At 66.9% G+C, this 24,095-nt stretch carries 13 protein-coding genes; 6 read left to right on the top strand and 7 right to left on the bottom strand.

What is annotated here, in order from left to right; translation table 11 throughout:
• Nucleotides 1-2: 2 nt before the first annotated feature.
• The 7 genes from LOY54_RS15285 to LOY54_RS15255 all read right to left on the bottom strand — a co-directional run bounded on the left by LOY54_RS15285 (nucleotide 3) and on the right by LOY54_RS15255 (nucleotide 8,580).
• Complete coding sequence (locus tag LOY54_RS15285) at nucleotides 3-1,304, bottom strand: ABC transporter substrate-binding protein (protein WP_258606990.1); 1,302 nt, start codon at nucleotides 1,302-1,304, stop codon at nucleotides 3-5.
• Nucleotides 1,291-3,333 carry a TonB-dependent siderophore receptor gene (locus LOY54_RS15280; RefSeq protein WP_258606988.1) on the bottom strand — a complete coding sequence of 681 codons (2,043 nt, stop codon included), beginning with the start codon at nucleotides 3,331-3,333 and terminating at the stop codon, nucleotides 1,291-1,293. Before LOY54_RS15280 ends, LOY54_RS15285 begins: the two co-directional genes overlap by 14 nt.
• A 358-nt stretch (nucleotides 3,334-3,691) precedes the next feature.
• The gene (locus LOY54_RS15275; RefSeq protein WP_093381997.1) at nucleotides 3,692-3,967 is read right to left on the bottom strand and encodes a hypothetical protein; all 276 of its coding nucleotides are present in this window, start codon (nucleotides 3,965-3,967) and stop codon (nucleotides 3,692-3,694) included.
• Nucleotides 3,968-4,425: 458 nt separating this feature from the next.
• Complete coding sequence (locus tag LOY54_RS15270; protein ID WP_093382000.1) at nucleotides 4,426-5,823, bottom strand: isochorismate synthase; 1,398 nt, start codon at nucleotides 5,821-5,823, stop codon at nucleotides 4,426-4,428.
• Nucleotides 5,820-6,125, bottom strand: a complete 306-nt coding sequence (locus LOY54_RS15265) for an isochorismate lyase (protein ID WP_045198124.1) — start codon at nucleotides 6,123-6,125, stop codon at nucleotides 5,820-5,822. The genes LOY54_RS15270 and LOY54_RS15265 overlap by 4 nt, the downstream gene beginning before the upstream one ends.
• Nucleotides 6,125-6,913: a thioesterase II family protein gene (locus LOY54_RS15260; protein ID WP_258606985.1), complete on the bottom strand. Its 789-nt coding sequence runs from the start codon at nucleotides 6,911-6,913 to the stop codon at nucleotides 6,125-6,127. The genes LOY54_RS15265 and LOY54_RS15260 overlap by 1 nt, the downstream gene beginning before the upstream one ends.
• Nucleotides 6,913-8,580: a (2,3-dihydroxybenzoyl)adenylate synthase gene (locus tag LOY54_RS15255; protein WP_258606983.1), complete on the bottom strand. Its 1,668-nt coding sequence runs from the start codon at nucleotides 8,578-8,580 to the stop codon at nucleotides 6,913-6,915. The genes LOY54_RS15260 and LOY54_RS15255 overlap by 1 nt, the downstream gene beginning before the upstream one ends.
• 221 nt (nucleotides 8,581-8,801) lie before the next feature.
• On the opposite strand from LOY54_RS15255, the gene LOY54_RS15250 reads away from it, so the two are divergent.
• The 6 genes from LOY54_RS15250 (at nucleotide 8,802) to LOY54_RS15225 (ending at nucleotide 24,037) form a co-directional block, all read left to right on the top strand.
• Complete coding sequence (locus LOY54_RS15250; protein WP_045198130.1) at nucleotides 8,802-9,695, top strand: helix-turn-helix transcriptional regulator; 894 nt, start codon at nucleotides 8,802-8,804, stop codon at nucleotides 9,693-9,695.
• Between the two features lie 153 nt (nucleotides 9,696-9,848).
• Nucleotides 9,849-14,171, top strand: coding sequence for an amino acid adenylation domain-containing protein (locus LOY54_RS15245; RefSeq protein ID WP_258606981.1), 4,323 nt, complete (start codon nucleotides 9,849-9,851; stop codon nucleotides 14,169-14,171).
• On the top strand, nucleotides 14,168-19,573 hold the full coding sequence (locus LOY54_RS15240) for a non-ribosomal peptide synthetase (RefSeq protein ID WP_258606979.1): 5,406 nt from the start codon (nucleotides 14,168-14,170) through the stop codon (nucleotides 19,571-19,573). Before LOY54_RS15245 ends, LOY54_RS15240 begins: the two co-directional genes overlap by 4 nt.
• Nucleotides 19,570-20,607 (top strand): Gfo/Idh/MocA family oxidoreductase, encoded by a 1,038-nt coding sequence (locus LOY54_RS15235; protein ID WP_258606978.1) that lies wholly within the window; start codon nucleotides 19,570-19,572, stop codon nucleotides 20,605-20,607. Before LOY54_RS15240 ends, LOY54_RS15235 begins: the two co-directional genes overlap by 4 nt.
• A complete protein-coding gene (locus tag LOY54_RS15230; protein ID WP_258606977.1) occupies nucleotides 20,604-22,343 on the top strand; it encodes an ABC transporter ATP-binding protein in 1,740 nt (579 codons plus the stop codon). Before LOY54_RS15235 ends, LOY54_RS15230 begins: the two co-directional genes overlap by 4 nt.
• The gene (locus LOY54_RS15225) at nucleotides 22,340-24,037 is read left to right on the top strand and encodes an ABC transporter ATP-binding protein (RefSeq protein ID WP_258606976.1); all 1,698 of its coding nucleotides are present in this window, start codon (nucleotides 22,340-22,342) and stop codon (nucleotides 24,035-24,037) included. The genes LOY54_RS15230 and LOY54_RS15225 overlap by 4 nt, the downstream gene beginning before the upstream one ends.
• The last annotated feature ends 58 nt before the right edge of the window (nucleotides 24,038-24,095 follow it).

Raw genomic sequence — 24,095 nt, 5'->3', positions numbered from 1 at the left:
CTTCACAGGCCCATGGCCGACAGCAGGCGCTCGGCTTGCGCCTGTTGCCGGGCGCTATGGAACTGCCAGGCGATTTCCTCGCGGCCGAGGGCATCCTGGTCGCTCGCGGGCTGGCGCTGCATGCCATGGTCCTGGCGCTGGGCAAACAGTGCCAGCAACGGCGCCGACGTCGCTTGCTCCTCGTCGATCGGCGGCACGCTGAGAAACTCGCGCACCGCGGTCAGGTCGCGGCCCTGGGCTTCACCGGCATGCACCCGCGCCCACAACACGGCGAGGCGTTCATGGGGTTGGCCGAGCCATTGCTCGAACAGCGAGGTGATCAGCGCCAGGCGCTCGCGCGAGCTATCGTCGGTGTAGCCATAGGCGCCCTGGCGGGCGGCGGCGAAGGGGTCGTGATAGCCCGCCGGCAAGTCGGCATAAATGCTGGGGCGCACCGGCAACTTGCGAATGTCCGGGTCGGCCAGCAGGCGTTGCCCTTCAGGCGACAACACGAAGCGCACGAAGGCCCGCGCTCCCTCGACCTGCCTGGCCTGGCGAGGGATGGCGATATGCGCCGGGTTGAGCCCGCCGTGGGCCGGGTAAACAAACTCGACCGCTTCGCCGTTACTCACCGCCGAAGCCACGAAAAAGTCGATCGACACACCCACTGCCGAACGCCCGCTGGCGACCTCGTCACTGACCAGGGTGCCACCGCGACTCACCAGCCGCGATTGCCCGGCGAGCTCGCTCCACAGCGCCCAGCCTTGATCCCAGCCGTAGGCCTGCAAAACGATATCCAGCAGCACTGGGGCAAAGCCGACGCGCGCAGGGTCGGGCAAGGCGACGCGCCCGCGCAGGCGGGCATCGAGCAGGTCCGGCCAGTCTTGCGGGGCAGGCATGTTCAGCTTGGCCAGTTCTTCCGAGTTAATGGCAAAGCCGTAACCGGCAAGCTCCGTGGCCTGGTAGCGCGCCGCGCGATCGCGCAGGGCGATGCCGCCAATGCGCGGCGGCAAACCGTCCAGCTCGACCCCTAGCGGCTGCCAGCCGGCGTCCTGGGCCAGACGCTTGAAGTTGCCCGGTGACGGCGCCCAGTAGACATCGACCCCGCCCTGATCGGCCTGACGCAGATAGGGCAGGGCATCGAAGCCCTGGCGCCAGAGGATCTGCAGGCGATAATCAGGGTTGGCGCGCTCGAAGGCCTCTTCGAAGCGCGTCATCATCTCCTCGGGGTAGCTGGTCAACACCACCACCGGCTGCGGCGCGCCCGCCCGGGCACTGGCTGCGCCCAGCAGCAGCGCCAGCAGCCAGGCCTTAGAGCGGCACATTGAACTGTACGAAGTAGCTGCGGCCAATTTCCGGGTACCCCTCGCTGTATTCATAAAGGCGATCGAACAGGTTGCGGATGCCCGCTTCGATGCGCACGTCATTGCTCAAGCGATAGCCGCTTTTGAGGTTGTACAGCGCGTAGCCGCCGCTCATCTGGCTGCCATCGGACATGTTGTAACGCCGCGAAGCGGCTTCGACGCTGGCGGTGTGGCGCCAGGCGTCGAGGTTCAGGCTGGCCGAGGCGAACAGGTTGTGGCGCGGTGTATCGATCGGGCGCAGCTCGGGATTGCTGCGGTTTTCACGATCGAGGTAGGTGTAGCTGGTGTTGAATTCCCAGTTGCCCAGATCGCCGCGCAGGCCCAGTTCGACACCCTGGTTACGCGCCTTGGCGATGTTCTGGTATTGGCCGCACGGCGCTGCGCAACCGGCGACCGGGGCGACGGTGACCTGCTGGATGGAGTCTTCGATGTTGCTGACGAACAGCGCCGTGTCGAGGGTCCATTGGCGGCTGATCGCGCCGCTGTAGCCCAGCTCGTAGTGGGTGGCGCGTTCGGACTTCAGATCGGGGCTGGGGATCACCGTGCCAAAGCGGGTCGAGTAGCGGTCCTTGATGGTTGCAAAGCGGCTCTTGCGCGCCACGGTCAGGCGCACCTGGCCGTTGTGGTCGATGTCCAGCAAGGGACCTGTGTTGATGAACAGGCCCAACTGGCTGTTGACCGCATCGTCGCTGCCGGTCGGCTCGTCATACAGGGTCTTGACCCGGGGTGAGGCGGCGCTGGTACCGAAGTTTTCGGCCTCGAGGCTCTTGCGGTAGTTGTACGACACCCCGCCGACCAGGCTGAAGATGTCGTTCAGGCGCAGGGTATCTTCCAGGGCGATGGACTGGGTCTGGTCGCGAAAGTGGGTTTGCGGGTCGCTGCCATCGCGCGAGCGGTGCACATCTTCCTTGAAGTGATAAGCGATGCCCAGGCGGTTGCCGGTGCTCAGCGCCAGGTCGCCCTCGACCGAGAAACCGGTGGACTCGTCATCGTATTTGCTCGGGAACCCCGGCTGCATCGCGCCATGGATACCGTTGTTGTAGACAAAGCTTTCCAGCGAGTTCTTGAAGGTGTCGCGGAACACCCGGGTCTTCAGGCCGTGCTCGCCGAAGCGCGTATTGGTGGCCAGGAACAGGCTGGTCTTGTCCCACTGCGGCCACTCCCACCAGCGCTTGCGCTGGCCGCTGGCGGGCAGGTCGCCGGCGTAGGGCGGCTGGCCCTTGCGGCCTTCCTGCTGGACATAACCGAGCACGTACTCGTCGGTATCGTTGGGGGTGAAGCCGAGCTTGAAGCTGAACTTGCCGTCGCGCTTGTTACTGTTTTCCCGACGGCCCTTGCCTTGCTGGTTGTTGGTTGGCTCGAAGTCGTCGGGCAGCATCGTGTAGTCATAATCGACATACGATACGCCACCCTGCATCCACCAGTTGCCCTGGTTGGAACCCAGGTTGGCGTAGCTGCGATAGGCGTTGACGTTGCCGTGGTCGGTCAGCTCCAGGCCGCCACCGACTTCACCTTCGAAGGTTTCGGTGGGCCGCCGGGTGATCAGGTTGATCGCCCCGCCCAGGGTATTGGGGCCGTACAGCAGCGAGGCGAAACCCTTGGCCACTTCGATGCGCGACAGGTCGTAGGTGGTGAAACGTCCCAGGTCGATGTTGCCGTCATAGGGCACATAGGTGGGAATGCCGTCGATATACACCGGCACCTGCAGGCGGTCGAATCCGCGCACGTACACCACCTGCTCGGCGCGCCCGCCCATGTAGGCGAGGTTGACCCCAGGTGCCAGGGCCAGGGCGCGGTCGACGGTCTCGCGGTCATGCAGGCGCATGTCTTCGAGCTCGACGACGCTGCTGCCGGTGGCGAGTGCCTCATCCTGCGGGGCCCAAATCTGGATTTCACCGAGGCTGAAGGTTTTCTTCTGCTCGGCCACGGCAGCCTCGGCGCTGATGGCGGCCAGGGCGAGCAGCAGGGTACGGGGGGCGAACGGGGTCATGACGCTCCTTTGTCGGTATCGTTATATATTATTTTATATAGCGCGTGGCGCAAAACGCCCGACAGCTCCCTCCCCGGAGCCGTCTGATCGCATCGATCAAGCGGGTACGCGCAACGGCAGAACGCCGCCGATACTAGAGTCAGGCGAGCAAATTGACAACGCTATATAAGAATTTATATAGCGTATGGCTTACAGAGGGGCGAGGGTTTGTACGAAAAGTCGCCGAGCGGCGATCAGGCAAGGCGAGAACAGGCGAGGAACGGCCGGGGTCGCGCACGACTTTACGAGTTGTAAATGAGCATTCCGAGCCTGTTCTCAACGCCGCATGATCGTCGCGCAGGCACTTTTCGTACAAAGCCTAGCGTTTGCACTCGGCCAGCACCACCTTGCAGGTCCTGGGCTGGCCGCCGGAGCGCCCGGCGTAGCGGATGCAGTTGTTCATGGATTTCTGCCGGGCGATCTGCAAGGTCGGGCCCCACGCCAGGCCGCCTTCGCCGGCTGTGGGCACGGCTTTGGCGTGGCAGTTGGAACCGGCGTTGGCGGCCAGGTATTTGGCCTTGGGTTTGCTCGAGCAACCGGCCGTAAGTGCCAGGCAGAGGGCGAGCAGGCAGGTGGTGAAGAGGGTAGTGTTCATGTCAGAGGCAGTCCGGATCGCCGAAGGGGGCTGTGCCCGGGTTGGCTACCGGTCCAGCTAATTATAGGTTCTTAGTGCAAACGGTGGAAATTGGTCCTTGGGTCTGTAAGTTGGGGCACCGAGCTTATCCATTCGCTGTGGCGCTGCTGCTGGCCCCTTCCGCCTTTACGGCGGCCTACTTTTCTCTTGGGAAGAAGTAGGCAAAACCGCTCGCTCCAGCATACGGCCCTACGCTACGGCGCCTTCCGGGGCATCGCGGCCTACGACTTGCTACGCCAAGTCTACGTCTCGCGTCTTCGGCTGACGCCGAAGGTGCTGCGCACTGCCCCTACAGGCACCTACGCTCGGCCTCCTGAAGTCGCGAAGTTACGGGCGGTGCCTGTGCTGGCGTATCTACGAAATTGGATATCGGCAGAGCTTAGCGCCACGTCGAATGGATAAGCCCATCATCACCCCATTCAAGCCTGCAACGCCAACTGCATCCCCGCAAGCTTGATGCAGGTCTCCTCGTATTCACTGGCCGGGTCCGAGCAAGGCACGATGCCGCAACCGGCGAACAGACGGGCCTGCTCGCCGTTCAACAGCGCCGAGCGCAGGCCGACGATGAATTCGCCGTTGCCCCGCGCGTCCAGCCAGCCCAGGGGCGCGGCGTACCAGCCACGGTCAAAACCTTCGCAGTGGCGAATATGCGCCATGGCCTGCTGGCGCTCGTGGCCGCCGACGGCGGGTGTCGGGTGCAGGGCTTCGACCACTTGCAGCAGGCTTGTTTGCGGGCGCAGGCGACCTTCGATCACCGTACTCAGGTGCTGGACCCGACTCAGGCGTTGCACCGACGGGGTCGCCGGTACCTGCAACTGGCTTGCCCACGGCGCCAGGCCGCTTTCGATGATCTGCACCACCAGTGCATGTTCGTGGCGGTTTTTCTCGCAGTCCAGCAGCGCCTGTGCCAGTTGCGCGTCTTGTTGCGGGTCGGGGTCGCGGCGGCTGGTGCCGGCCAGCGCCAGGGTCTGCAGGCGGCCGCCGTCGAGCTTGACCAGGCGTTCCGGCGAGGCGCCGATAAAGCAGCTTTGCTGGCGGCGAAAGGCGAACAGGTAGGCCGCCGGATCGTTGCTGGCCAGGCGCGCCAGGGTGCGTCCCGGGCTGACGGCCCGGGAAAACTCGCTGAGCACTTCGCGCGCCAGCACCACCTTTTTCATCGAGGTATCGCGTAGCGCGTCCAGGGCCTGGACGATTTTGCTCTCCCAGCAGGCGCGCGGCAGGCTCTGGTCGCGGCGGTGCTGCGCGGGCGGCGTGACAACCGGCGCCGACAGGTAGCGATCCATCAGCCCGTGCCACTCATTGAGCACCTGCTCGCAGCGGCTTTGGGCAGTGTCCGCAGGCCCGACCAACTGCTGGCACAGCAGCCAGCAGGCGTCGGCGTCGCGTATCAGCAGCAAGGTCATCAGTCGCATCGAGGCGTCGCCAAAACCCTGCCAGGCGCTGCTGGCCTGGACCTGGTGGTCGAAGCGAAACCCCCCGCACAGCAGCGGCGGCTGCGGGCCGTGGATCACCGCGCTGCGCAGCCAGTGCTGCCACTGCTGGTCAACGCTGGCGAAACGCTGCTCGCCAGCACCGCTCAGCTCTGCAGCCACGCCCCAGCCGAACAGGCTCCTGCCGCCATCGGCGGCGCGCCAGAACACGGCTTCGGCGCAGGGCTGGTCGACCCGGCAAAACAGCTCCAGCAGGTCCACCGCATCGATCGCCAGGGCGTAACTGGCCAGCACCGGCTCAGCTTGCAGCACCGCGCGCTGGCGGGCCTGCTCGAACACCTGGGTCAGCTCGCCGAGGTGCTCCTCCAGTCGGGTCAGGGCTTTCATGCGGGCACCCTCATGCTGCGCCAGTGCACGACTTGCTGGGCGATGTACCAATGAATGATCTGGGCAAACAGGGTTTCGACAAAGTGTGCATCGAGCCCGGCGTCCTCGGCCCACTGGCGCCGTTGCGGGAGCATCTGGGCGACGCGCTCGGGCGCGGCGATGCTGTTTTCGGTCGGTTTGAAGCGGGCGGCGGCTTTGACGTAAGCCATGCGTTGGCGCATGAGTTCGATGATCTGGTGGTCCAGTGAATCGATGGCGATCCGGATGTCCGGCAGGCCTTCACAAGCGTCAGGGGATTTCATCAGAGGGCTTCCTCAAGGGCAGGTGATGTCAGCGGGCGACGGCCGAGCAGGCTGGCCGCCAGGGCATCGAGCAGCGCCTGGCGCTGCTCGATGAGGTAGAAGTGCTCGCCCTGCCAGCGCTGCAGGTGCAGTGGCTGGAGGCTGGCGGCTTGCCAGGCCAGGGCTTCGTCAAGGTCGATCTCCGGGTCCTGCTCGGGGTAGAACACGGTGATGCGGCTGTTGAGCGGCTGCGGCGCGGCGCGGCTGTAGGTCTCGACGATCTGGTAGTCATGGCGCAGGCTGGGCAGGAACATCTGGCACAGGGCCGGATCTTCGAGCAGCGGGTTGGGCCGGCTCGACAGCCGCCGCACATCGTCGAGCAACGCTTGGTCGGGGCCGCTGTGCAACTGCCCGCCACGCTGGCACTGCGGCGCCGGGTGGGCGGAGACGAACAACTGCTCGACGGCGATTGTCTGCTGCGCCAGGCGCACCGCCACTTCATAGGCGACCACCGCGCCGAGGCTGTGGCCGAACAGCGCCAGCGGCCGGTCGGCATAGCCATGCAGCGCAACGCTCGCGGCCTCGGCCAGGCTGGGCATGTCGCTCAGGCAGGCTTCGCCGAAGCGGTCTTCACGGCCCGGGTACTGGATGGCCAACAGGTCGATATCGGCGGGCAGGGCGCTGGCCCAGTCGCGGAAAAAACTCGCACTGCCGCCGGCATGGGCAAAGCACACCAGGCGCCAGCGCGGCATCGGCGTCAATCGATACGGGCGCACCCAGCGCTCGCCCTGGGACAACAGCCCGGCCATCACGAGGCGACGCTCCCACAGTTGGCATCGAGCCAGGCCTGGCGCAGGGTTGCGCGCAGGTCCTTGCGGCTGACCTTGCCGACCCCGGTCTGCGGGAACTGCGCCACGAACTCGATGCGGTCTGGCACCTTGAACGCGGCCAGGCCCTGGCTGCGCAGGTGCTGCTTGAGGCCAAACGCCGAGGGCGCCGGATCGCGGGCGACGATAAAGGCGCAGGTGGACTCGCCCAGCACCGCGTCGGGCATCGCCACCAGCGCCGCGTCATGCACCTGGGGATGGTTGATCAGCAGGTTTTCCACTTCTTCGGCGGCGACCTTTTCGCCGCCGCGGTTGATCTGGTCCTTGTCCCGTCCCTCGACCACCAGGTAACCCTCGGCGGTGCGCCGCACGCGGTCGCCGCTGCAATAGAAGCCATCAGCAGTGAAGGCCTTGGCGTTGTGTTCGGGCAGCCGGTAGTAGCCGCGAATGGTGTAGGGGCCGCGCACTTGCAGCTCGCCGACTACACCGTCGGGTACTGGCTGGCCCTGTTCGTCGACGATGCGCAGCTCGTCATCGGCGCACAGTGGCCGGCCCTGGGTGTGCAGAAGCAATTCCTCGCGATCGTCCAGGCGGGTGTAGCAGAGCAGCCCTTCGGCCATGCCCAGCACTTGTTGCAAGGTGCAGCCAAGCACCGGCTTGACCCGCGCCGCAGCAGTGCTGAGCAGCTTCGCGCCGCCGACCTGGAGCAGTCGCAAGCTCGACAGATCGGCCTGGCGCTGGGCCTGGGCGTCGAGCCAGAGCATGGCCAGCGGCGGCACCAGGGCGGTGACGGTGACCCGCTCGGCGCTGATCAAGGCGAAGCAGGTGTCCGGGTCGGGGCGGCGGCTGCACACCACCCGGCCACCGGCGAGCAAGGTGCCGATCACCCCGGGGCAGCAGAGGGTGAAGTTGTGCGCCATGGGCAGCGCGGCAAGGTACACGGTCTGCGCGTCGAGCCCGCAGACCGCGCTGCTGGCGCGCACGTTGTAGAGATATTCGGCGTGCCGGCGCGGAATCAGCTTGGGCGTGCCGGTGGTCCCCCCCGACAACTGGAAGCACGCCACCGCCTCGGGATCGCCGGCGTCCTGCTCCATTGCTTCGCCGCCGTACAGCGTGCCGAGGGCAATGAACTCTTCGGCGTCACCGTCGATCAGCACATGCCGCAGGTGCGGGTTGGCAGTGCGCAACTGGCGCGCCATCTGCCGGCAGTCGAAACCTTCGAGCTGATCGCAGCCGATGTAGGCCGTGGCCTGGGCGAAGCTGCAGAAGCCGCCGATCTCGTGCTGACGATGAGCGGGCAGGGCCAGGATCGGCCGCGCGCCGAGGCGAAACAGGGCAAAGCACACTTCGACAAAGGCGCTGCCATTGGGCAGGTGCACCACCACGTTGTCACCGGCGTTGAGGCCAAGGGCACGCAAGCCGCCGGCCAGGCGCTGGCAGCGTTCTGCCAGGCTGGCGTAGCTCAAATGCAGGGCGCCGTCGCTGATGGCGATCGCTGCCGGGTTGCGGGCCGCGGCGGTGTCGAGGGCCTGGGCAAAGGTCTGCGCTTGCCAGTAGCCGGCCTGGCGATAGCGCCGGGCAAAGGCCGGCGGCCAGTCGGGCGCGTCGCCTACGGCATCTGGCAGGGGCGTCGAAGTGTTCAAGGACATGAAATCTCCTATTTGTAGAAATAATTGGCTACAAATGGCTTAATGAGATCTATTATCATTATCCTTCGCCGAGCGCTTCTCAACGCCAAGGCTTTCGGTGCCGCGACTTTTTCATTAGATGAAATACGCAGTGGCTTCAAACAGGGAGGTTGAGGGTTTACAAACCTCCCGTTATTTCAGGTCAGGCCCCACGTAATGGCCTCAGGAAAAGGGAAAACCCAATGACTATTACGATCATCGCCCCCACTCACCCAGAGAAGCAGGCCGAACCCAAGGGCAACCAGCCCGGCACGGTCTACCTGGAACCGCACATGACCCTGGTTACCGGCACCCTCTGGTCCGAGAGCGAGGCCTGGGTCGAAGACCCGCTGGAGCGCGGTCTGAAGCTGATCCTGGTGCAGAGCGGCGAGTTGTCCTGCCGGATTCCGGGGCACGCCGAGCAATCGATCCGCGGCCCGAGCCTGTGCACCATCGTCAATGACGGCGAGTTCACCTCGTCGCAGATCTACGGCACCTCGACGCCGTTGCGCTACACCATCGTCCAGCTCGACCTGGAGTCGCTCGACCGCCACCTGGGCATGGCCCCGCGCAAGCTGCTGGCGGCCAGGGGCGGCGACCCCTACATGATGGTGCGCCCGGCGCCGCGGGCAATGCAGGCCCTGGCCACGCAGATCGCCACCTGCCCGATGCAGGGCCCGAGCCGCTCGCTGTACCTGGGTGGCAAGGCCCTCGAGCTGACCGCGCTCAGTGCCCAGTTTTTACTGGATGAACGCGCCCAGCCAGAGCAGAAACTGCGCATCACCGCCTCGGATGTCGAGCGCGTGCACGCCGCCCGTGACCTGCTGGTGCGCTCGCTGCTCGAGCCGCCGAGCCTCAATGCCCTGGCCGCCCATGTCGGCATGAGCCCGCGCAAGCTCACCGCAGGCTTTCGCAAAGTGTTTGGCACCAGTGTGTTCGGCTACCTGCACGAGCATCGCCTGAGCGAAGCGCACCGCATGCTCAGCGATGAAGAGAGCAACGTTTCGACCGTCGCCTATGGCGTGGGCTACAGCCCGGCGCATTTTTCCATTGCCTTTCGCAAACGCTACGGCGTATCGCCCAGCGAGATCCGCTGACGCGCGCTGACTCTGAATCGAATAAAAAGGCCTGTGCATCTAAAGCCTTGAGCGCTTCCTGAAAACCCGCCTGCGATAAAGTCTCATTTGATAATGGCTTGCATCTTGGTGAGCCACGCAGACTTTATTCTTACGGGCTACAGGAAGCTTTTCATGCGCGAGCTGACCACAGCAGACACCCCCTCGGCCAACCCGTTGCGCCTCTGGCTGATCGAACACCTCGCCCAGTTGCTGGGCGCCTCGGTGGCTGAAATCGACAGCCTGGGCGACGAGCAGAACCTGCTCGGCTGCGGGCTTGATTCGATCCGCCTGATGTACCTGCAAGAGCGCCTGCGCAGCCACGGCCTGCAGGTCGAGTTTGCCCAGCTGAGCGCTGAACCGAGCGTGGCCGCCTGGCTGGCGCTGCTGCACGGGCAAACCTTGCAACCTGCGCTGGCGCCTGGCGTTGCACCGGTATCAGCTGACGAGCAGCACTTCGAGCTCAGCGCCGTGCAGCAAGCCTATTGGCTGGGCCGGGGCGCCGCCGAAGCGCTGGGTAATATCAGTTGTCACGCCTGGCTCGAGTTCGACTGCCAGGGCATCGACCCGCAGCGCCTTGAAGCGGCGGTGAACCTGGTGCAACGCCGCCACCCGATGCTGCGCGCCCGTTTCAACGACGGCCAGCAACAGATCCTGGCGGCGCCGACCGCGCAGGTCTTCGACCACCAGGACTGGCGTCAGCAGTCGCCCCTGGGCGCGCAGCAGGCCTGGGCTGAACTGCGCCGCTGGCGCTCGCACCAGTGCCTGGCGGTGGAGGCGGGGCAGGTGATGCTGGTGGGCCTGGTGCAACTGCCGGGTGGCCGCGACCGGGTCTGGCTGAGTGTCGACCTGCTGGCCGCCGACGTAGAAAGCCTGCGCCTGCTGATGGCCGAACTGGGCCAGGCTTACCAAGCGCCGGCGTTGCTGCCGGCGCCGCCGACCCTGCACTTTGCCGACTACCTGAGCCGCCGCCAGCAACGGCGCGCCGAGGCTTACGGCCGCGACCGCGAGTACTGGTGCCAGCGCCTGGCGCAATTGCCCGATGGCCCGGCGCTGCCGCTGGCCTGCGCCCCTGAGTCAATCCGCGAACCGCGTTTCAGTCGCCAGGCGTTTGTCTTAAGCGCCGCTGAAGCCGAGCGTTTGCAGCGCCAGGCCAGCGACCATGGCCTGACCTTGTCCTGCGTGTTCGCCACTGCTTTCAACGCAGTGCTGGCGCGCTGGAGCGGGCAGTCGAAGTTCTTGCTCAACGTGCCGTTGTTCGACCGCCATGATGACCATCCGGACATCGACCGGGCGATCGCCGACTTCACCACCTTGCTGCTGGTGGAATGCCAGGACGCGCCGCAGTTGCCCTTCGCCGAGGCGGTGCGCGAGTTTCAGCGCAGCCTGCACGGCGCCATCGACCGTTCGGCCTTCCCGGCCCTGGAAGTGTTGCGCGAAGGCCGTCGCCAGGGCCATCCGCGCTCGGCGCCGGTGGTGTTTTCCAGCAACCTCAACGAGACGGGGTTTGTTCCGGCAAGCTTTCGCCAGGTGTTTGGCGACCTCGACGACATGCTTTCGCAAACCCCGCAGGTATGGCTCGATCACCAGCTGTACCGGGTTGACGACGGCCTGTTGCTGGCCTGGGACAGCATCAGCGAACTGTTCGCCGAGGGTGTGCTGGCGGCGATGTTCCAGGCCTACATCGAATTGCTGCAGCGCCTTGCCGACAGTGACTGGAGCCTGCCGCAACCGGTGCTCCTGCCGCTGGCGCAACAGGCCCGGCGCGAGCGCCAGAACAGCGTACCGGCGCTGGCCCCGGGGCGCGGCCTGCTGGACGACTTTTTCCGCCACGCCAACCAGCGCCCGGATGACCTGGCGCTGATCTGTGGCGCCCAGCGTTGCAGCTACGGCGAACTGGCCACGCGCGCGCTGCGGGTGGCTGCCGGCTTGCTGGAGGCCGGCATGCGCCAGGGCGAGGCGGTGGAAGTCTGCCTGCCGCGCGGGCTTGGGCAGATCGTCGCGGTGTTCGGCGTGCTCGCGGCAGGTGGCTGCTATGTACCGGTCGACACTGCGCAACCGCCGGCGCGCCGTAGCCTGATCGAATCGGCGGCGGGCATCAGCCTGGTGATTGCCGAGCAAGCACCAACGCCCACGGCGCATAGCCCGTCATTGCGCTGGCTCAACCTGGCGCAGCTGGAACAGTGCGCAGCATTGGCAGCGCCGCGGGCGGTGGCGGCGCAGGCCAGTGCCTATGTGATCTACACCTCCGGCTCCACCGGTGTGCCCAAGGGTGTCGAGGTCAGCCATGGCGCGGCGATCAATACCATCGACGCGCTGCAGGCCGAACTTGGCATCGACCGCGACGACTGCCTGCTGGCAGTGTCGGCGCTGGATTTCGACCTGTCGGTGTTCGACCTGTTCGGAGTGCTGGGGCAGGGCGCGCGCCTGGTGTTGCTGGAGCCCGAAGAAACCCGCGATGCGGCGCGCTGGGCGCAATTGATTGCCGAGCACCGGGTGAGCCTGTGGAACTCGGCGCCGGCGTTGCTGGAAATGGCCCTGGGCATTGCCGCCAGCGACTGCCACTACCAGAGCCTGCGGGCGGTGTTGCTGTCCGGCGACTGGATCGCCCTGGACCTTGCCGCGCGCCTGCGCCGGCATGCCACGGCGCAGTGCCGGGTGTATGGCCTGGGCGGGGCCACCGAGGCCGGGATCTGGTCGAACCTGCACAGCATCGACGAGGTGCCGGGTCATTGGACCTCGATCCCCTATGGCAAACCTCTGGCCGGCCAGGCCTATCGGGTGGTCGACGACAGCGGCCGCGATGTGCCCGAGCAGGTGGTCGGGCAATTGCTGATTGGCGGCGCCAGCCTTGCCCGTGGTTATCGCAACGACCCGCAATTGACTGCCCAGCGTTTTCGCAGCGACGAGCGCGGGCGTTGGTACCACACCGGCGATCGCGGGCGTTTCTGGGGCGACGGCACCATTGAGTTTCTCGGCCGTATCGACCAGCAGGTCAAGGTGCGTGGGCAACGCATCGAACTGGGCGAGATCGAGGCGGCGCTGAGTGCCCATCCTTTGATCGACAACGCCTGCGCGGCGGTGCTGCCAGGCACTGTCGCCAGCCTTGGCGCGGTGCTGGTGAGCAGCCCGGCGCCGGTGACTGTGGCCACGGATGCCCTGCAAGGCGGCTCGATGCTGGACGACACCCTGCAAGCTGAAGCACGGGTTAGCGCCGAGCTGCTGCAACGCCTGCTCAATGGCCAAGCGTTGCCGGCGCCGGCGCTGCTGGACACCTGGCGCCAGTGGTTGGGCGAACAACCCACCCAAGCCATGAGCCTCGGTGATGCCCTGGCGCAACTGGGCTGGCGCGAGGCCGACCTGCAGGCCATGGTCGCTTCGCTGCAGTCGCTGTTGGCGGTCGAGGGTGGCGCTGCCCAGGTGCTGTTCGATCCGCTGCTGGCGCCCCAGGCCATGGCCCTTAACCTGCCGGCCGGGCGCCAGTTGCTCGATGCCATGAGCCAGGCGCTGCAGCAGCAGTGCAGCGCCCAGGCCGGGCCGCTGAAGGTCGCGGTGCTGGATGTGCGCGGTGGCCAGTTGCTCGAACAATGGCTCGACCACCTCGGCCAGCGCGAGCTGCAATTGACCCTGTTCGACACCAGCCCCGGCCTCTTGGCCGCCTCTACCGGCAAGCGCCCGGGCGTTGCCAGCCAACTGCTGGTGGATGGCCTGTTGCCCGTCGAGCAGTGCGCGCAGTACGACCTGGTGATCAGCTTCGCCGCCTTGCACAGCTATGCGCAGCCGGCTGACTGCCTGAACCTGGCCCAGGCGCTGCTCAAGCCGGGCGGGCGCCTGCTGCTCGCCGAGCTGTTGCGTGACTCGCCGCTGAGGCTGGTCAGCGCAGCACTGCTCGACAGCCGCAGGCCAGTGCTGCCTGACCCTGCGCAGATCGCCCAGCTGCTTGGCCGCAGTGGCTTTGCCGAGCTGCACAGCCTGTGGCAGAACCCGGCGATGCTGTTGCTCAGCGCCACCGCCACGGCCGATGCCCTGAGCGCCGACAGTCTGCAGCACTGGCTGCAACAACGCCTGCCGCAAGCGATGCGCCCCGAACACCTCTGGTGCCTGCCGCGCCTGGAGCTCAACGCCAACGGCAAGATCGACCGCAAGCGCCTGCAAGCCTGCATGATGCAAGCGCTGCAGCGTCAACAACCGGCCAGCAGCGAGGAGGGCGAGCTCAATCCTGCACTGCAACCCCTGGCCGGGTGCTGGGAGGCGGTGCTGGGACGCCCGGTGCGCAGCGCCCAGGGCAGTTTTTTCAGCCTCGGCGGCGACAGCCTGCTGGCGACCCGGCTGCTGGCCAGCGTGCGCGAGCAACTGGGCGTGAGCCTGCGCATGAGTGACTTCTACCTGCAGCCAACCTTGGCCGGCATGGCCGCGCTGCTGGCCAGCAGTGCCGCAGTAGAGGAGGGCGTGCTATGAGCCTGAATGACCTGTTGCACATCTGCCGTGAGCGCCAGATCGAACTCTGGGCTACTGAAGGCCAGTTGCATTTTCGTGCGCCGCAAGGGGCGCTGGACCCGGCCCTGGCCGAACGTATCCGCGCCCAGCGCGAGGCGTTGATGGACCATCTGTTGCCACGTTCGCAATGGCGCTCGCAACCCGATCAGGCGCTGCAACCTTTTGCCCTGAGCGCGGTACAGGGCGCCTACGTGCTGGGGCGCAATCCGGCCTTCGACTATGGCGGCAATGCCTGCCACTTGTATGTTGAATACCCCTGGCCGGCCACTGTCGACAGCGAGCAACTGAACCAGGCCTGGAACGCCCTGGTGCAGCGCCACCCGATGTTGCGCGCGGTGGTGCAAGACAACAGCCGTCAGTGCGTGCAGGCCCAGGTGCCTTGGCAATGCCTGCCGTTGCATGACCTGCGCCAGGCTTCGGCGCAAGCCTTCGATGCGCACCTGCAGCAGGTACGCGAGCGCCTCGATCATGCCTGTCATGCCCTCGACCAGTGGCCGGTCCTGCTGCCGGAACTGAGCCTGGGCGCCGATCGCGCGGTTCTGCATTGCTCGGTGGATTTCACCCTCATCGACTACGCCAGCTTGCAACTGCTGCTGGTAGAGCTGAGCCAGCGCTACCTGGAGCCAGACCGGCATTGGCCGGTGCTGGAGGCGACCTTTCGCGACTACCTGCAGCATGAACAACAGAGCCGTGAAAGCGCTGCCTGGCAGAGCGACAAGGCCTGGTGGCTGGCGCGCCTGGAGAGCCTGCCGGGGCGTCCGGACCTGCCCTTGAGCGATGACGCCGGGATTACCTCGCGGCGCTTTCAGCACCACCATGCCAGCTTGAGCGTGGCCCAGTGGAATGCGCTCTGCGCCCTGGCCAGCGCCCAGGGTTTGAGTGCGACGGGGGTGACCCTGGCGGCATTCGCCGAGGTCATCGGGCGCTGGAGCCAGAGCGCTGACTTTTGCCTCAACCTCACCGTCCTCAACCGCCCGGACCTGCACCCGCAACTGGGCCAGGTGCTGGGCGACTTCACCGCTTTGAGCCTGTTGCAGGTCAATGGCGCCAGTGGCGCCAACTTCGTCCAGCGGGCACGGCGCATCGGCGCGCAGCTGTTCGACGACCTCGACCACAGCCGCTTTACCGGGGTCGAGGTGTTGCGCGAACTGGCACGGGGCCAGGGCCGTGGCGCCGACCTGATGCCGGTGGTGTTCACCAGCGGCATCGGCAGCGTCGAGCGCCTGCTGGGGGATAGCGGGCGCTTGTTGCAGCCGCCAAGCTACATGATCAGCCAGACCCCCCAGGTGTGGATCGATTGCCAGGTCAGCGACCAGTATGGCGGTTTGCAGATTGGCTGGGACGTGCGCGTCGGCGTCCTGCCGGACGGCATGGCGGCGCAGATGTTCGAGGCCTATGTCGCGTTGCTGCAGCGCCTGTCTGCGGATGCACAGCTTTGGCAGCAGCGCGGCGATATCGTCCTGGCACAGCAGCGGGTCGCGCATCTGCCGGGGGCGAAAGCCGAGGATCGCAACATCGCCAGCGGCTTTGCCGGTCAGGCGTTGCGTAGCCCGGATGCGCCGGTGATCAGCGATCGCGACGGGGTTTACAGTTACCGCCAGGTCGCCCGGCACGCCGACGCGGTGCGCGCGGCGCTGGAGGCCCTTGATGTTGCCCCCGGGGCGCGGGTGGCGGTGATGCTGCCCAAGAGCGCCTGGCAACTGATGGCCGTGCTCGGCATCAACCAGATGGGCGCAGCCTATGTGCCCATCGATATCCGCCAACCGGCCCTGCGTCGCGAAGCCATTTTGCGCGATGCCGGGATTGCTGCGCTCATCTGCCTGGAGGCCGAGGTGCTGGCGGAGGGCCTTGAGCTGCCGCGCATTGCCATCGACAGCCTCACGGCCGCCAGCCACTGGCCGCCACGCGAACCGCTGGCGGTGCAGGCTGGCGACCTGGCCTACATCATCTACACCTCCGGCTCCACCGGCACGCCCAAGGGCGTGATGCTCAGCCATGGCGCGGTGGTCAACACCCTCGACGACATCAACCAGCGCTACGGCGTCAATGCCCGGGACCGGGTGCTGGGGCTGGCGGAGCTGAGTTTCGACCTGTCGGTGTACGACTTCTTCGGTGCCACCGCGGTGGGTGCGCAGGTGGTCTTGCCAGACCCCGAACGTGGCGCCGATCCCTCGCACTGGGCGCAGTTGATGGCCGAGCACGGTGTGACCCTGTGGAACTCGGTGCCGGCCCAGGGGCAGATGCTGATCGATTACCTGGAAAGTGAACCGGCAGCCATTCCTGGGCCGCGTTGCGTGATGTGGTCTGGCGACTGGATTCCCACCACCTTGCCAACCCGCTGGTGGCAGCGCTGGCCCGACAGCCAGCTGTTCAGCCTCGGCGGTGCGACCGAGGCGGCGATCTGGTCGGTGGAGCACCCGATTCGCCCCGCCGACACGGCCTTGCCGAGCATCCCCTACGGCCTCGCCCTCAACGGCCAGACCCTGGAAGTGCTCGACAGCCTCGGCAGGCAATGCCCGCCGGGGGTACGCGGCGAGATTCATATCGGCGGCCTGGGCCTGGCATTGGGCTACGCCGAAGACCCGCAACGTACCGCCGAGCGCTTCATCACCCATGCCAGCGGCCGGCGCTTGTACCGCACCGGCGACCTCGGCCGCTACCTGGACGAGGACGGCCTGATCGAGTTCCTCGGGCGCCAGGACGATCAGGTGAAAATCCGCGGCCATCGCATCGAGCTTGCGGAGATCGACGCTGCCTGGCTCGCTCATCCACAGATCGCTGCCAGCACCACGGTACTGGTGGGCGAGCGTCACGAGCGTTCGCTGTGCAGCTTTGTCACTGCACAAACTTCGGCTAACGATCAACAACGGGTTGGCGAGGAATTGGCCGAGGTTATGGCCAAGGCGCGTGACACCCTGGAACAGGCCGATTTCGGCCCGCGTGAAGAAATTCACGCCGCCCTGGCGGCGCTGGACCGGGCGGCCGATGCCTCGCTGCTGCACTGGCTGGCCAGCAGCGGCCTGCTCGCAGCGGGCGAGGAGGTGGCCTTTGCCCCGCTGTGCCAGGCGCTCAAGCTTGAAACCGGTCAGCAGCGGCTGCTGCAGCATTGGCTGATGCTGTTGACCGACAGCGGCTATCTGCAACGTGCGGGGGCAGGCTGGCGCTGCCTGGTAGACCCCGGCGCGTTCGATCAGGCCCAGGCCTGGGCGCGTTTCGCCCAATTGGCCCCGGCGCCGTTGTGGCCGGTGGAACTGGTCGACTACCTGCGTGGCAGCGCCATGCGCCTGGCCGAGCAACTGGATGGCCGGCTGAGCCCGGCCAGCCTGATGTTCCCCGAGGGCTCGGCGCATATCGCCGAGGCCATGTACAGCCGTGGCCTGCATGCCCAGGTGCTGCACCAGGCCATGGCCGAGGCGGTCAGGGCGATTGTTGCCCGTGAAGGCATGCGCAACTGGCGCATTCTTGAAGTCGGCGCCGGCACCGCTGCCGCCAGTGCCTCGGTCATTGCCGCGCTGGCGCCTTTGGCGGCAGCCGGGGTGCAGATTGACTACCTGTTCTCGGATGTCTCCAGCTACTTCCTCAATGCTGCCCGGGAGCGCTTTGCCGAGTACCCGTGGGTGCGCTTCATGCACTTCGACATGAACAAACCCGCCTGCGAGCAAGGCCTGCAGCCAGGCTCGGTGGACCTGCTGCTCAGTTCCGGGGCCTTGAACAATGCCCTCGACACCCCGCGCTTGCTGGCCGGGCTGCGTCAGCTGTTGCAGGCCGATGCCTGGCTGGTGATCCAGGAACTGACCCGCGAGCACCGGGAAATCAGCATCAGCCAGAGCCTGATGATGGAAACGCCGCAAGACCTGCGGGCGAGCACCGGGCAATTGTTCGTGCACCGCCAGCAGTGGCTGGACTGGCTCAACGCTCAGGCCGGCGACCATGCCCAGGCCCTGGGGTCAGCGGACAGCGTATTGTCGTTGCTGGGCTATGACCTGCTGGTGGCACGGATGAAAACCGACCGCCCCGTGCTCGCCAGCAACGACCTGCTGGCGTTTATCGCCGAGCGTGTGCCGCGCTACATGGTGCCGGCCCAGGTGCGGGTGCTGGACGCGCTGCCGGTCACCGCCAACGGCAAGATCGACCGCCGCGCCCTGACCCATCAGGCCCAGCAGCGCCAGCTGGAGCCGGTGCGCCAGGTGCGCAGCGAGGTCAGCGATGAGTTGGTCCAGCGCCTGATCGGGCACTGGCAGCGGGTGCTCGACTGCAACGAGCTGTCGGCCGATCAGGACTTCTTCGCCGCCGGTGGCGACTCGCTGCTGATCGCCCAGTTGATCGCCGGCCTGCGCGAGCAGGAAGCGCTGGCCCGTGCACACCCCTTCGATCGCCTGTTGCGCTGGGCCCTCAGCCAGCCGACCCCGGCCGGCCTGGCCCAGCGTTTGCGTAGTGAGTCAGGGGCTGAGGCGCCGGCCGCTGAACAGCCGGCAACGCCTGTTTTGCAAGCCACCCGCGCGCCGCTGGCCGGGCGCGTACGGGTCGACGCCTTGAGCGAGCTGGCCGCAGGCGAGGGCATCGCCCGGGTGCTGGTGCATGAAGGCCTCGGCACGCTGTTGCCGTATCGCCGGCTGATTGCCGAGCTTGCCGGCAGCGGCCCGCTGCTGGGGCTGGCGGTACACGACAGCGAGGCCTACCTGCGCCTGGCGCCGCAGCATGTCAATGCCACCCTCGGCAAGCGTTATGCCCAGGCTCTGTGGGACAGCGGCCGGCGCAGCTTCGACCTGCTGGGCTACTGCTCCGGCGGGCTGGTGACCCTGGAACTGGCCAAGGCGCTGCTGCAACTGGGCGCCGAGGTGCGCCGGGTGGACATTGTCTCCAGCTACCGCATCCCGTATCGGCTGGATGACGAGTTGCTGATCCTCTACAGCTTTGCCGCCACCCTCGGCCTCGACCCGCAGGCGCTCGGCTTGCCGTCGGCCGAGCAATTGCAGGCGGCCCTGGCGCCGCTGCTGCAGGCATCCGTGCAACACCTGCCGGCGGGCAGCTTGAGCGCAGCCTTGCCGGCCTTCGACGTTGCCCAGCTCAAGGCCCGGGTGCTGAGCGCCGCCAGTGGCATCGCCGATGAACAGCTGTACCGGGTGTTTGCCCATTCGGTACGGGCCAGCCACTACAGCGACAGCGCGCCGTACATCGGTGCCGTGCGCCTGTTCGTGCCCAGTGTCGGCAACCCCTTAATCGCCAATCACCAGGCCAGCCTGCAGGCCTGGTGGCAGGCCGCGTCGCTGGCGCCGCTCAGTGTGCAGACCCTGCGCGGCAATCACTTCGATTGCCTGAACGCCGGGCTCAGTCGTTACTTGCTGGAGGAACAGCGCCCATGAACACTCCCGTCAAAACCCTGGTAGTGGGTTCCCGATTCGGCCAGTTCTACGCCGCCGGTGTCGCCGCTGCCGAGCAGCTTGAACTGGTCGGTGTGCTGGGCCAGGGCAGTCGCCGCTCACAGGCCCTGGCCCGGCATCTTCATGTACCGTGTTTCGCTGCCCTTGAGCAGTTGCCCGAAGACGTTCGCCTGGCCTGCGTGGCGGTGGGCGGCGCGGCGCGCGGCGAGCAGGGCCCGGCTCTGGCGCAAGCGTTGATGGCGCGCGGTATCGATGTGTTGATCGAACACCCGCTGTTGCCTCAGGAGCTGCACGAGCTGTTGCGCTGCGCGGCGCGCTTGCAGCGCCGTTGTCTGCTCAACAGTTTTTACCCGCAGTTGCCGTGGGTGGCGCGCTTCATCGAGCTGGGCCGGCAGTTGCATCGTCAGCAGGGCATCCGCCATATCGAGGCCAGTTGTGCGGTGCAGGTCAGCTACGCCACCCTCGACATCCTGGCGGCGTTGTTGGAGTCGGTGGGGCCGTGGTCGCTGGACAACCTGGCACCGGCGCTGTCGCCGTGGCGCGATGTCAGCCTGGTGATGGCCGAGGTGCCGGTGTCGTTACGGGTGCTCAATGAACTGGCGGCGGCCGATGACGGGCGCATGCAGATGCTCCAGCGCATCAGCCTGGCCACCGACAGCGGCACCTTGCTGCTGGCCTCACCGCACGGGCCGCTGCTGTGGATGCCAGCGGTGCGCGCGCCGCGCGAGGACGAGGACGGCTTGTTTGTGCTGAGCGGCGGCGCCTTGCCATGTGCCGAAGTGCTGATGGACGCCGCCACGGACTGGGGCCAGGTCTATCGGCAGCTCTGGCCACAGGCTGCGGCCAGGGCCTTGGAGCCGTTGCTCGACGGTGCAGGGCTGGTGCGCCGGCAACAGCGCAGCCTGGAAGTGGTCGCGCTGTGGCAGCAGGTGACAGCCGCCATCGGTTTTCCGCAAACGCCCGCACAGGCCTTGCCGGCAGCCACCCTGGCGCAGGCGCTGGAGGGGTGCCAATGAACCTGTTGGGGCCTGAACTGCAGTCACTGCTGCGCCCGTTCCGGGTGCGTTTGTGCCTGGCGGTGGCGGTGCAGGCCATTGCCGGGGTCAGCTCGCTGTTGCCGCTGATTGCCCTGGCGCACCTGGCCGACAGCCTGCAACAGGCGCCGCCGCTGGCGCCCGGGGTGATGAACTGGGTGCTGCTGGCGGTGCTCGGCTCGGCCCTGTGGCTGTGTGGCCAGACCCTGGCCCTGCACCTCACCCACGGTGTTGATGCCGACCTGTGCGAGCGTTTGCGCGTGCGCCTGGCCGAGCATCTGCAACGCTTGCCGCTGGGCTGGTTCGCCCGCCTCGGGCCCGAGGGCGTGACCCGCTATGCCGAGCAGGACGTACGTGCATTGCACCAGTTGGTCGGCCATGCGCCGACCGATCTGGTCAACCTGCTGCTGATCCCCCTGGCCACCTTCGGCTACCTGCTGTGGAGCGACAGCGCCCTGGCGCTGTGGTGCCTGCTGCCATTGGCACTGGGGGTGCTGGGGTACTGGCGGCTGGGCTCGGCGCACTACCGCGAAGATGTCGAGCAGCGCAATGCGGCGGTGCAGCAGTTGTTCAGCGACTACAGCCAGTTCGCCGCCAACTTGCGCCTGGTGCGCCAGTTCCCGGGGGCCGGCGTGCAGCGCAGCCTGCAACAGGCGGTGCAGCGTTTTGATCAGCGTTTCAGCCACTGGGTGAGCCGCGCCGGGCAACTGGCGGCGTTGGTCCAGGTGCTGCTCAGTGCGCCCTGGCTGCTGGCCTGGGTGGTGCTTGGCGCGTTGCTGCCGGGGCTCAGCGAGGTCGGCGCGGCGCAGTTGTGCGCCTTTGTGTTGCTGGTCCGGGCCATGGCCGCGCCGGTGCTGGCCATGGGGCACGGCCTCGATGCCCTCAATAGCGCGCGGGTCAGTGCGCAGCGCTTGCAGGCAGTGTTGAGCACGCCGCCGCTGGCCGAGCCCGACGCGCCGCAAGCGCCCAGGGACGCCAGCGTGGAAATGCGCGAGGTGTCCTTCGCCCATGGCGAGGTGCCGGTATTGTCAGCGATCAACCTGCGCCTGGAGCCAGGCACCACCACGGCCCTGGTGGGGCCGTCGGGCGCGGGCAAAAGTACCCTGGCCGGCTTGATTGCGCGGTTCATGGACGTCGACAGCGGCCAGGTGCTGGTCGGCGGGGTGGATGTTCGGCAGATCGCCAGCGCGCAACTGCAACGGCATCTGGCGCTGGTGTTCCAGCACGCCGGAGTGCTGCGCCTGTCGCTGGCACAGAACATCGCCCTGTACCAGCCCGACGCCAGCCTCGAGCAGATTCGCGAGGCTGCACGGGCGGCCTGCCTCGACAGCCGGATCATGGCGCTGGCCAAGGGCTACGCGAGCATAGCCGGTGACGATGTGCAGTTGTCGGGCGGCGAGCTGCAACGCCTGGCCATTGCCCGGGCGCTGCTTTCGAGTGCGCCGATCATGCTCCTCGACGAGCCGACCTCGGCCACCGATCCGCACACCGAGCGGGCCTTGCGCATGGCCCTGCACGAGGGCGCGGCCGGGCGTACGCGGTTGATCGTTGCCCACCGCTTGCAGAGCATCTGCCATGCCGAGCAGATCCTGGTGTTGAACCAGGGCCGGATCGTTCAGCGTGGCAGTCATCAGCAGTTGCTGGCCATGGACGGCCTTTACCGTCAGTTGTGGCGTGAACAAATGTCCGATGCCGAGCAAATGGAGCCTGTGTCATGAGTGTTTTTTCGTCCTTGCGCCAGTTGCCGCAGCGCACCTGGCAAGCCCTGCGCGCGGCGCTGATATGGATGGTGCTGGCCGCGGTGCTTGATGGTCTGGCGGGGCTGGCACTGGTGCCGCTGGTGCTGGCCTGGTTCGACCGCGCAGGCGCCGATGTGCTGCAGCCGGTGGCGCTGCTGCTGGGCCTGACGCTGCTGCAGGCCCTGGTCAGTTACATCGCCCAGCGCCGTGGTTACCTCGCCGGGGCAGGGCTGGCAGCGGGGCTGGTGTCGCGCTTGCTGGAGCATTTGCCACGGCTGGCGCAGGGCCGCCAGCGCCATCTCGATGACCTGGTGCGCGGGCCGGTGTTCAGCAGCATGAGTATCCCGGCGCATCTGTTGGCACCGTTGATTACCGCGTTGGTGACGCCAACGGTGGTGGTCCTTGGCCTGTTCGCCCTGGCGCCATCCGTGGCGCTGGCGCTGGCCGTGGCCTACCTGCCGTTGTTCGGCCTGCTGCGCTGGGCCGGGCGGCGCAGCCTGGACCTTGAGCAACAGCGCCAGGCGGTTGATCGGCATGCCGGGCAACTGCTGCAAACTTTCGCCGAACAACAGGCGCTGATGCGCAGCAGCGCCGTTGCCAGCCAGGGCCAGGTGGCCCTGCGCGAGGCCCTGCAGCAGCAACATCAGGCGACCCGTTCGCTCAACCGCCAGGCATTGCCCGCCAGCCTGGGCTTTGCCAGCGCAGTGCAACTGGTGTTTTCGGCGCTGCTGGTCGGCGGCGTGCTGGCGGTCGCCGCCGGGCATTTGCCCGGGGCGCTGCTGGTGGCGGTGCTGGTATTGCTGGTGCGCTTTGTCGAGCCGCTGTCACAACTGGCGCAACTGGACCAGGCCCTGCGCATGGCCTGGCAGGCCTTGGCACAGGTGCTGGGGGTATTGGCGCAACCGATCCTGCACAGCCCGCAACCCGGCTTGCAACCCCTGGACGCCAGCCTGCAGGGCCAGGGCCTGAGTAGCTACGGCGAACATGGCGAGCACCTGCTCAAGGACCTCGACCTGTACTGCGCGTCTGGTACCTTCACGGCCATTGTCGGGCCGTCGGGCGCCGGTAAAAGTACGCTGCTGGCGTTGCTGGGGCGGGGCATGGATGCCCAGGCCGGCGAAGTGCGTCTGGGCCAGGTGGACATCCGCCAGTTGAGCGAGCAAACCCTTGCCGCGCACTTGACCCAGGTGTTCCAGGACAGCGGCCTGTTCGCCGGCAGCCTGCTGTGGAATGTCAGCATGGCGCGGCCACAGGCGACAGCTGCGCAATTGCAGCAGGCCGCTGAAGCGGCGGCGCTGGATGAGGTGATCGCCAGCCTGGCCGAGGGCTGGCACAGCGAGGTCGGCCCGGGCGGCGCCTTGCTCTCCGGTGGCCAGCGCCAGCGCGTAGGGCTGGCGCGGGCGCTGCTGTCGCCGGCGCCGATCCTGTTGCTCGACGAGCCCACTGCCAGCCTCGATGCGCGCAGCGAGGCGCGGGTCAATCGCAGCCTGCGGGCATTGCGCGGCCGGCGCACGCTGGTGCTGGTGTCGCACAACCCGGCGCTGGTGCGCGACGCCGATCAGATCCTGGTGCTGGAGGCCGGGCGCCTGAGCGGCAGCGGCAGTCATGAGCAACTGCTGGCCACCCACCCGTGGTATGCGCAGTTCGTCGAGCAGCACGGTGTCGTCGATTGAATGCACCGGTGCCGGGCATCTATTGAAAAAGTCCCTAAATCGAAAAGTTCGCCCACTC

Source organism: Pseudomonas sp. B21-032, assembly GCF_024748965.1.
Lineage (GTDB): Bacteria > Pseudomonadota > Gammaproteobacteria > Pseudomonadales > Pseudomonadaceae > Aquipseudomonas.
The sequence above is the reverse complement of the archived record's forward strand: the minus strand, read 5'-3'. Positions and strand labels throughout refer to the sequence as shown.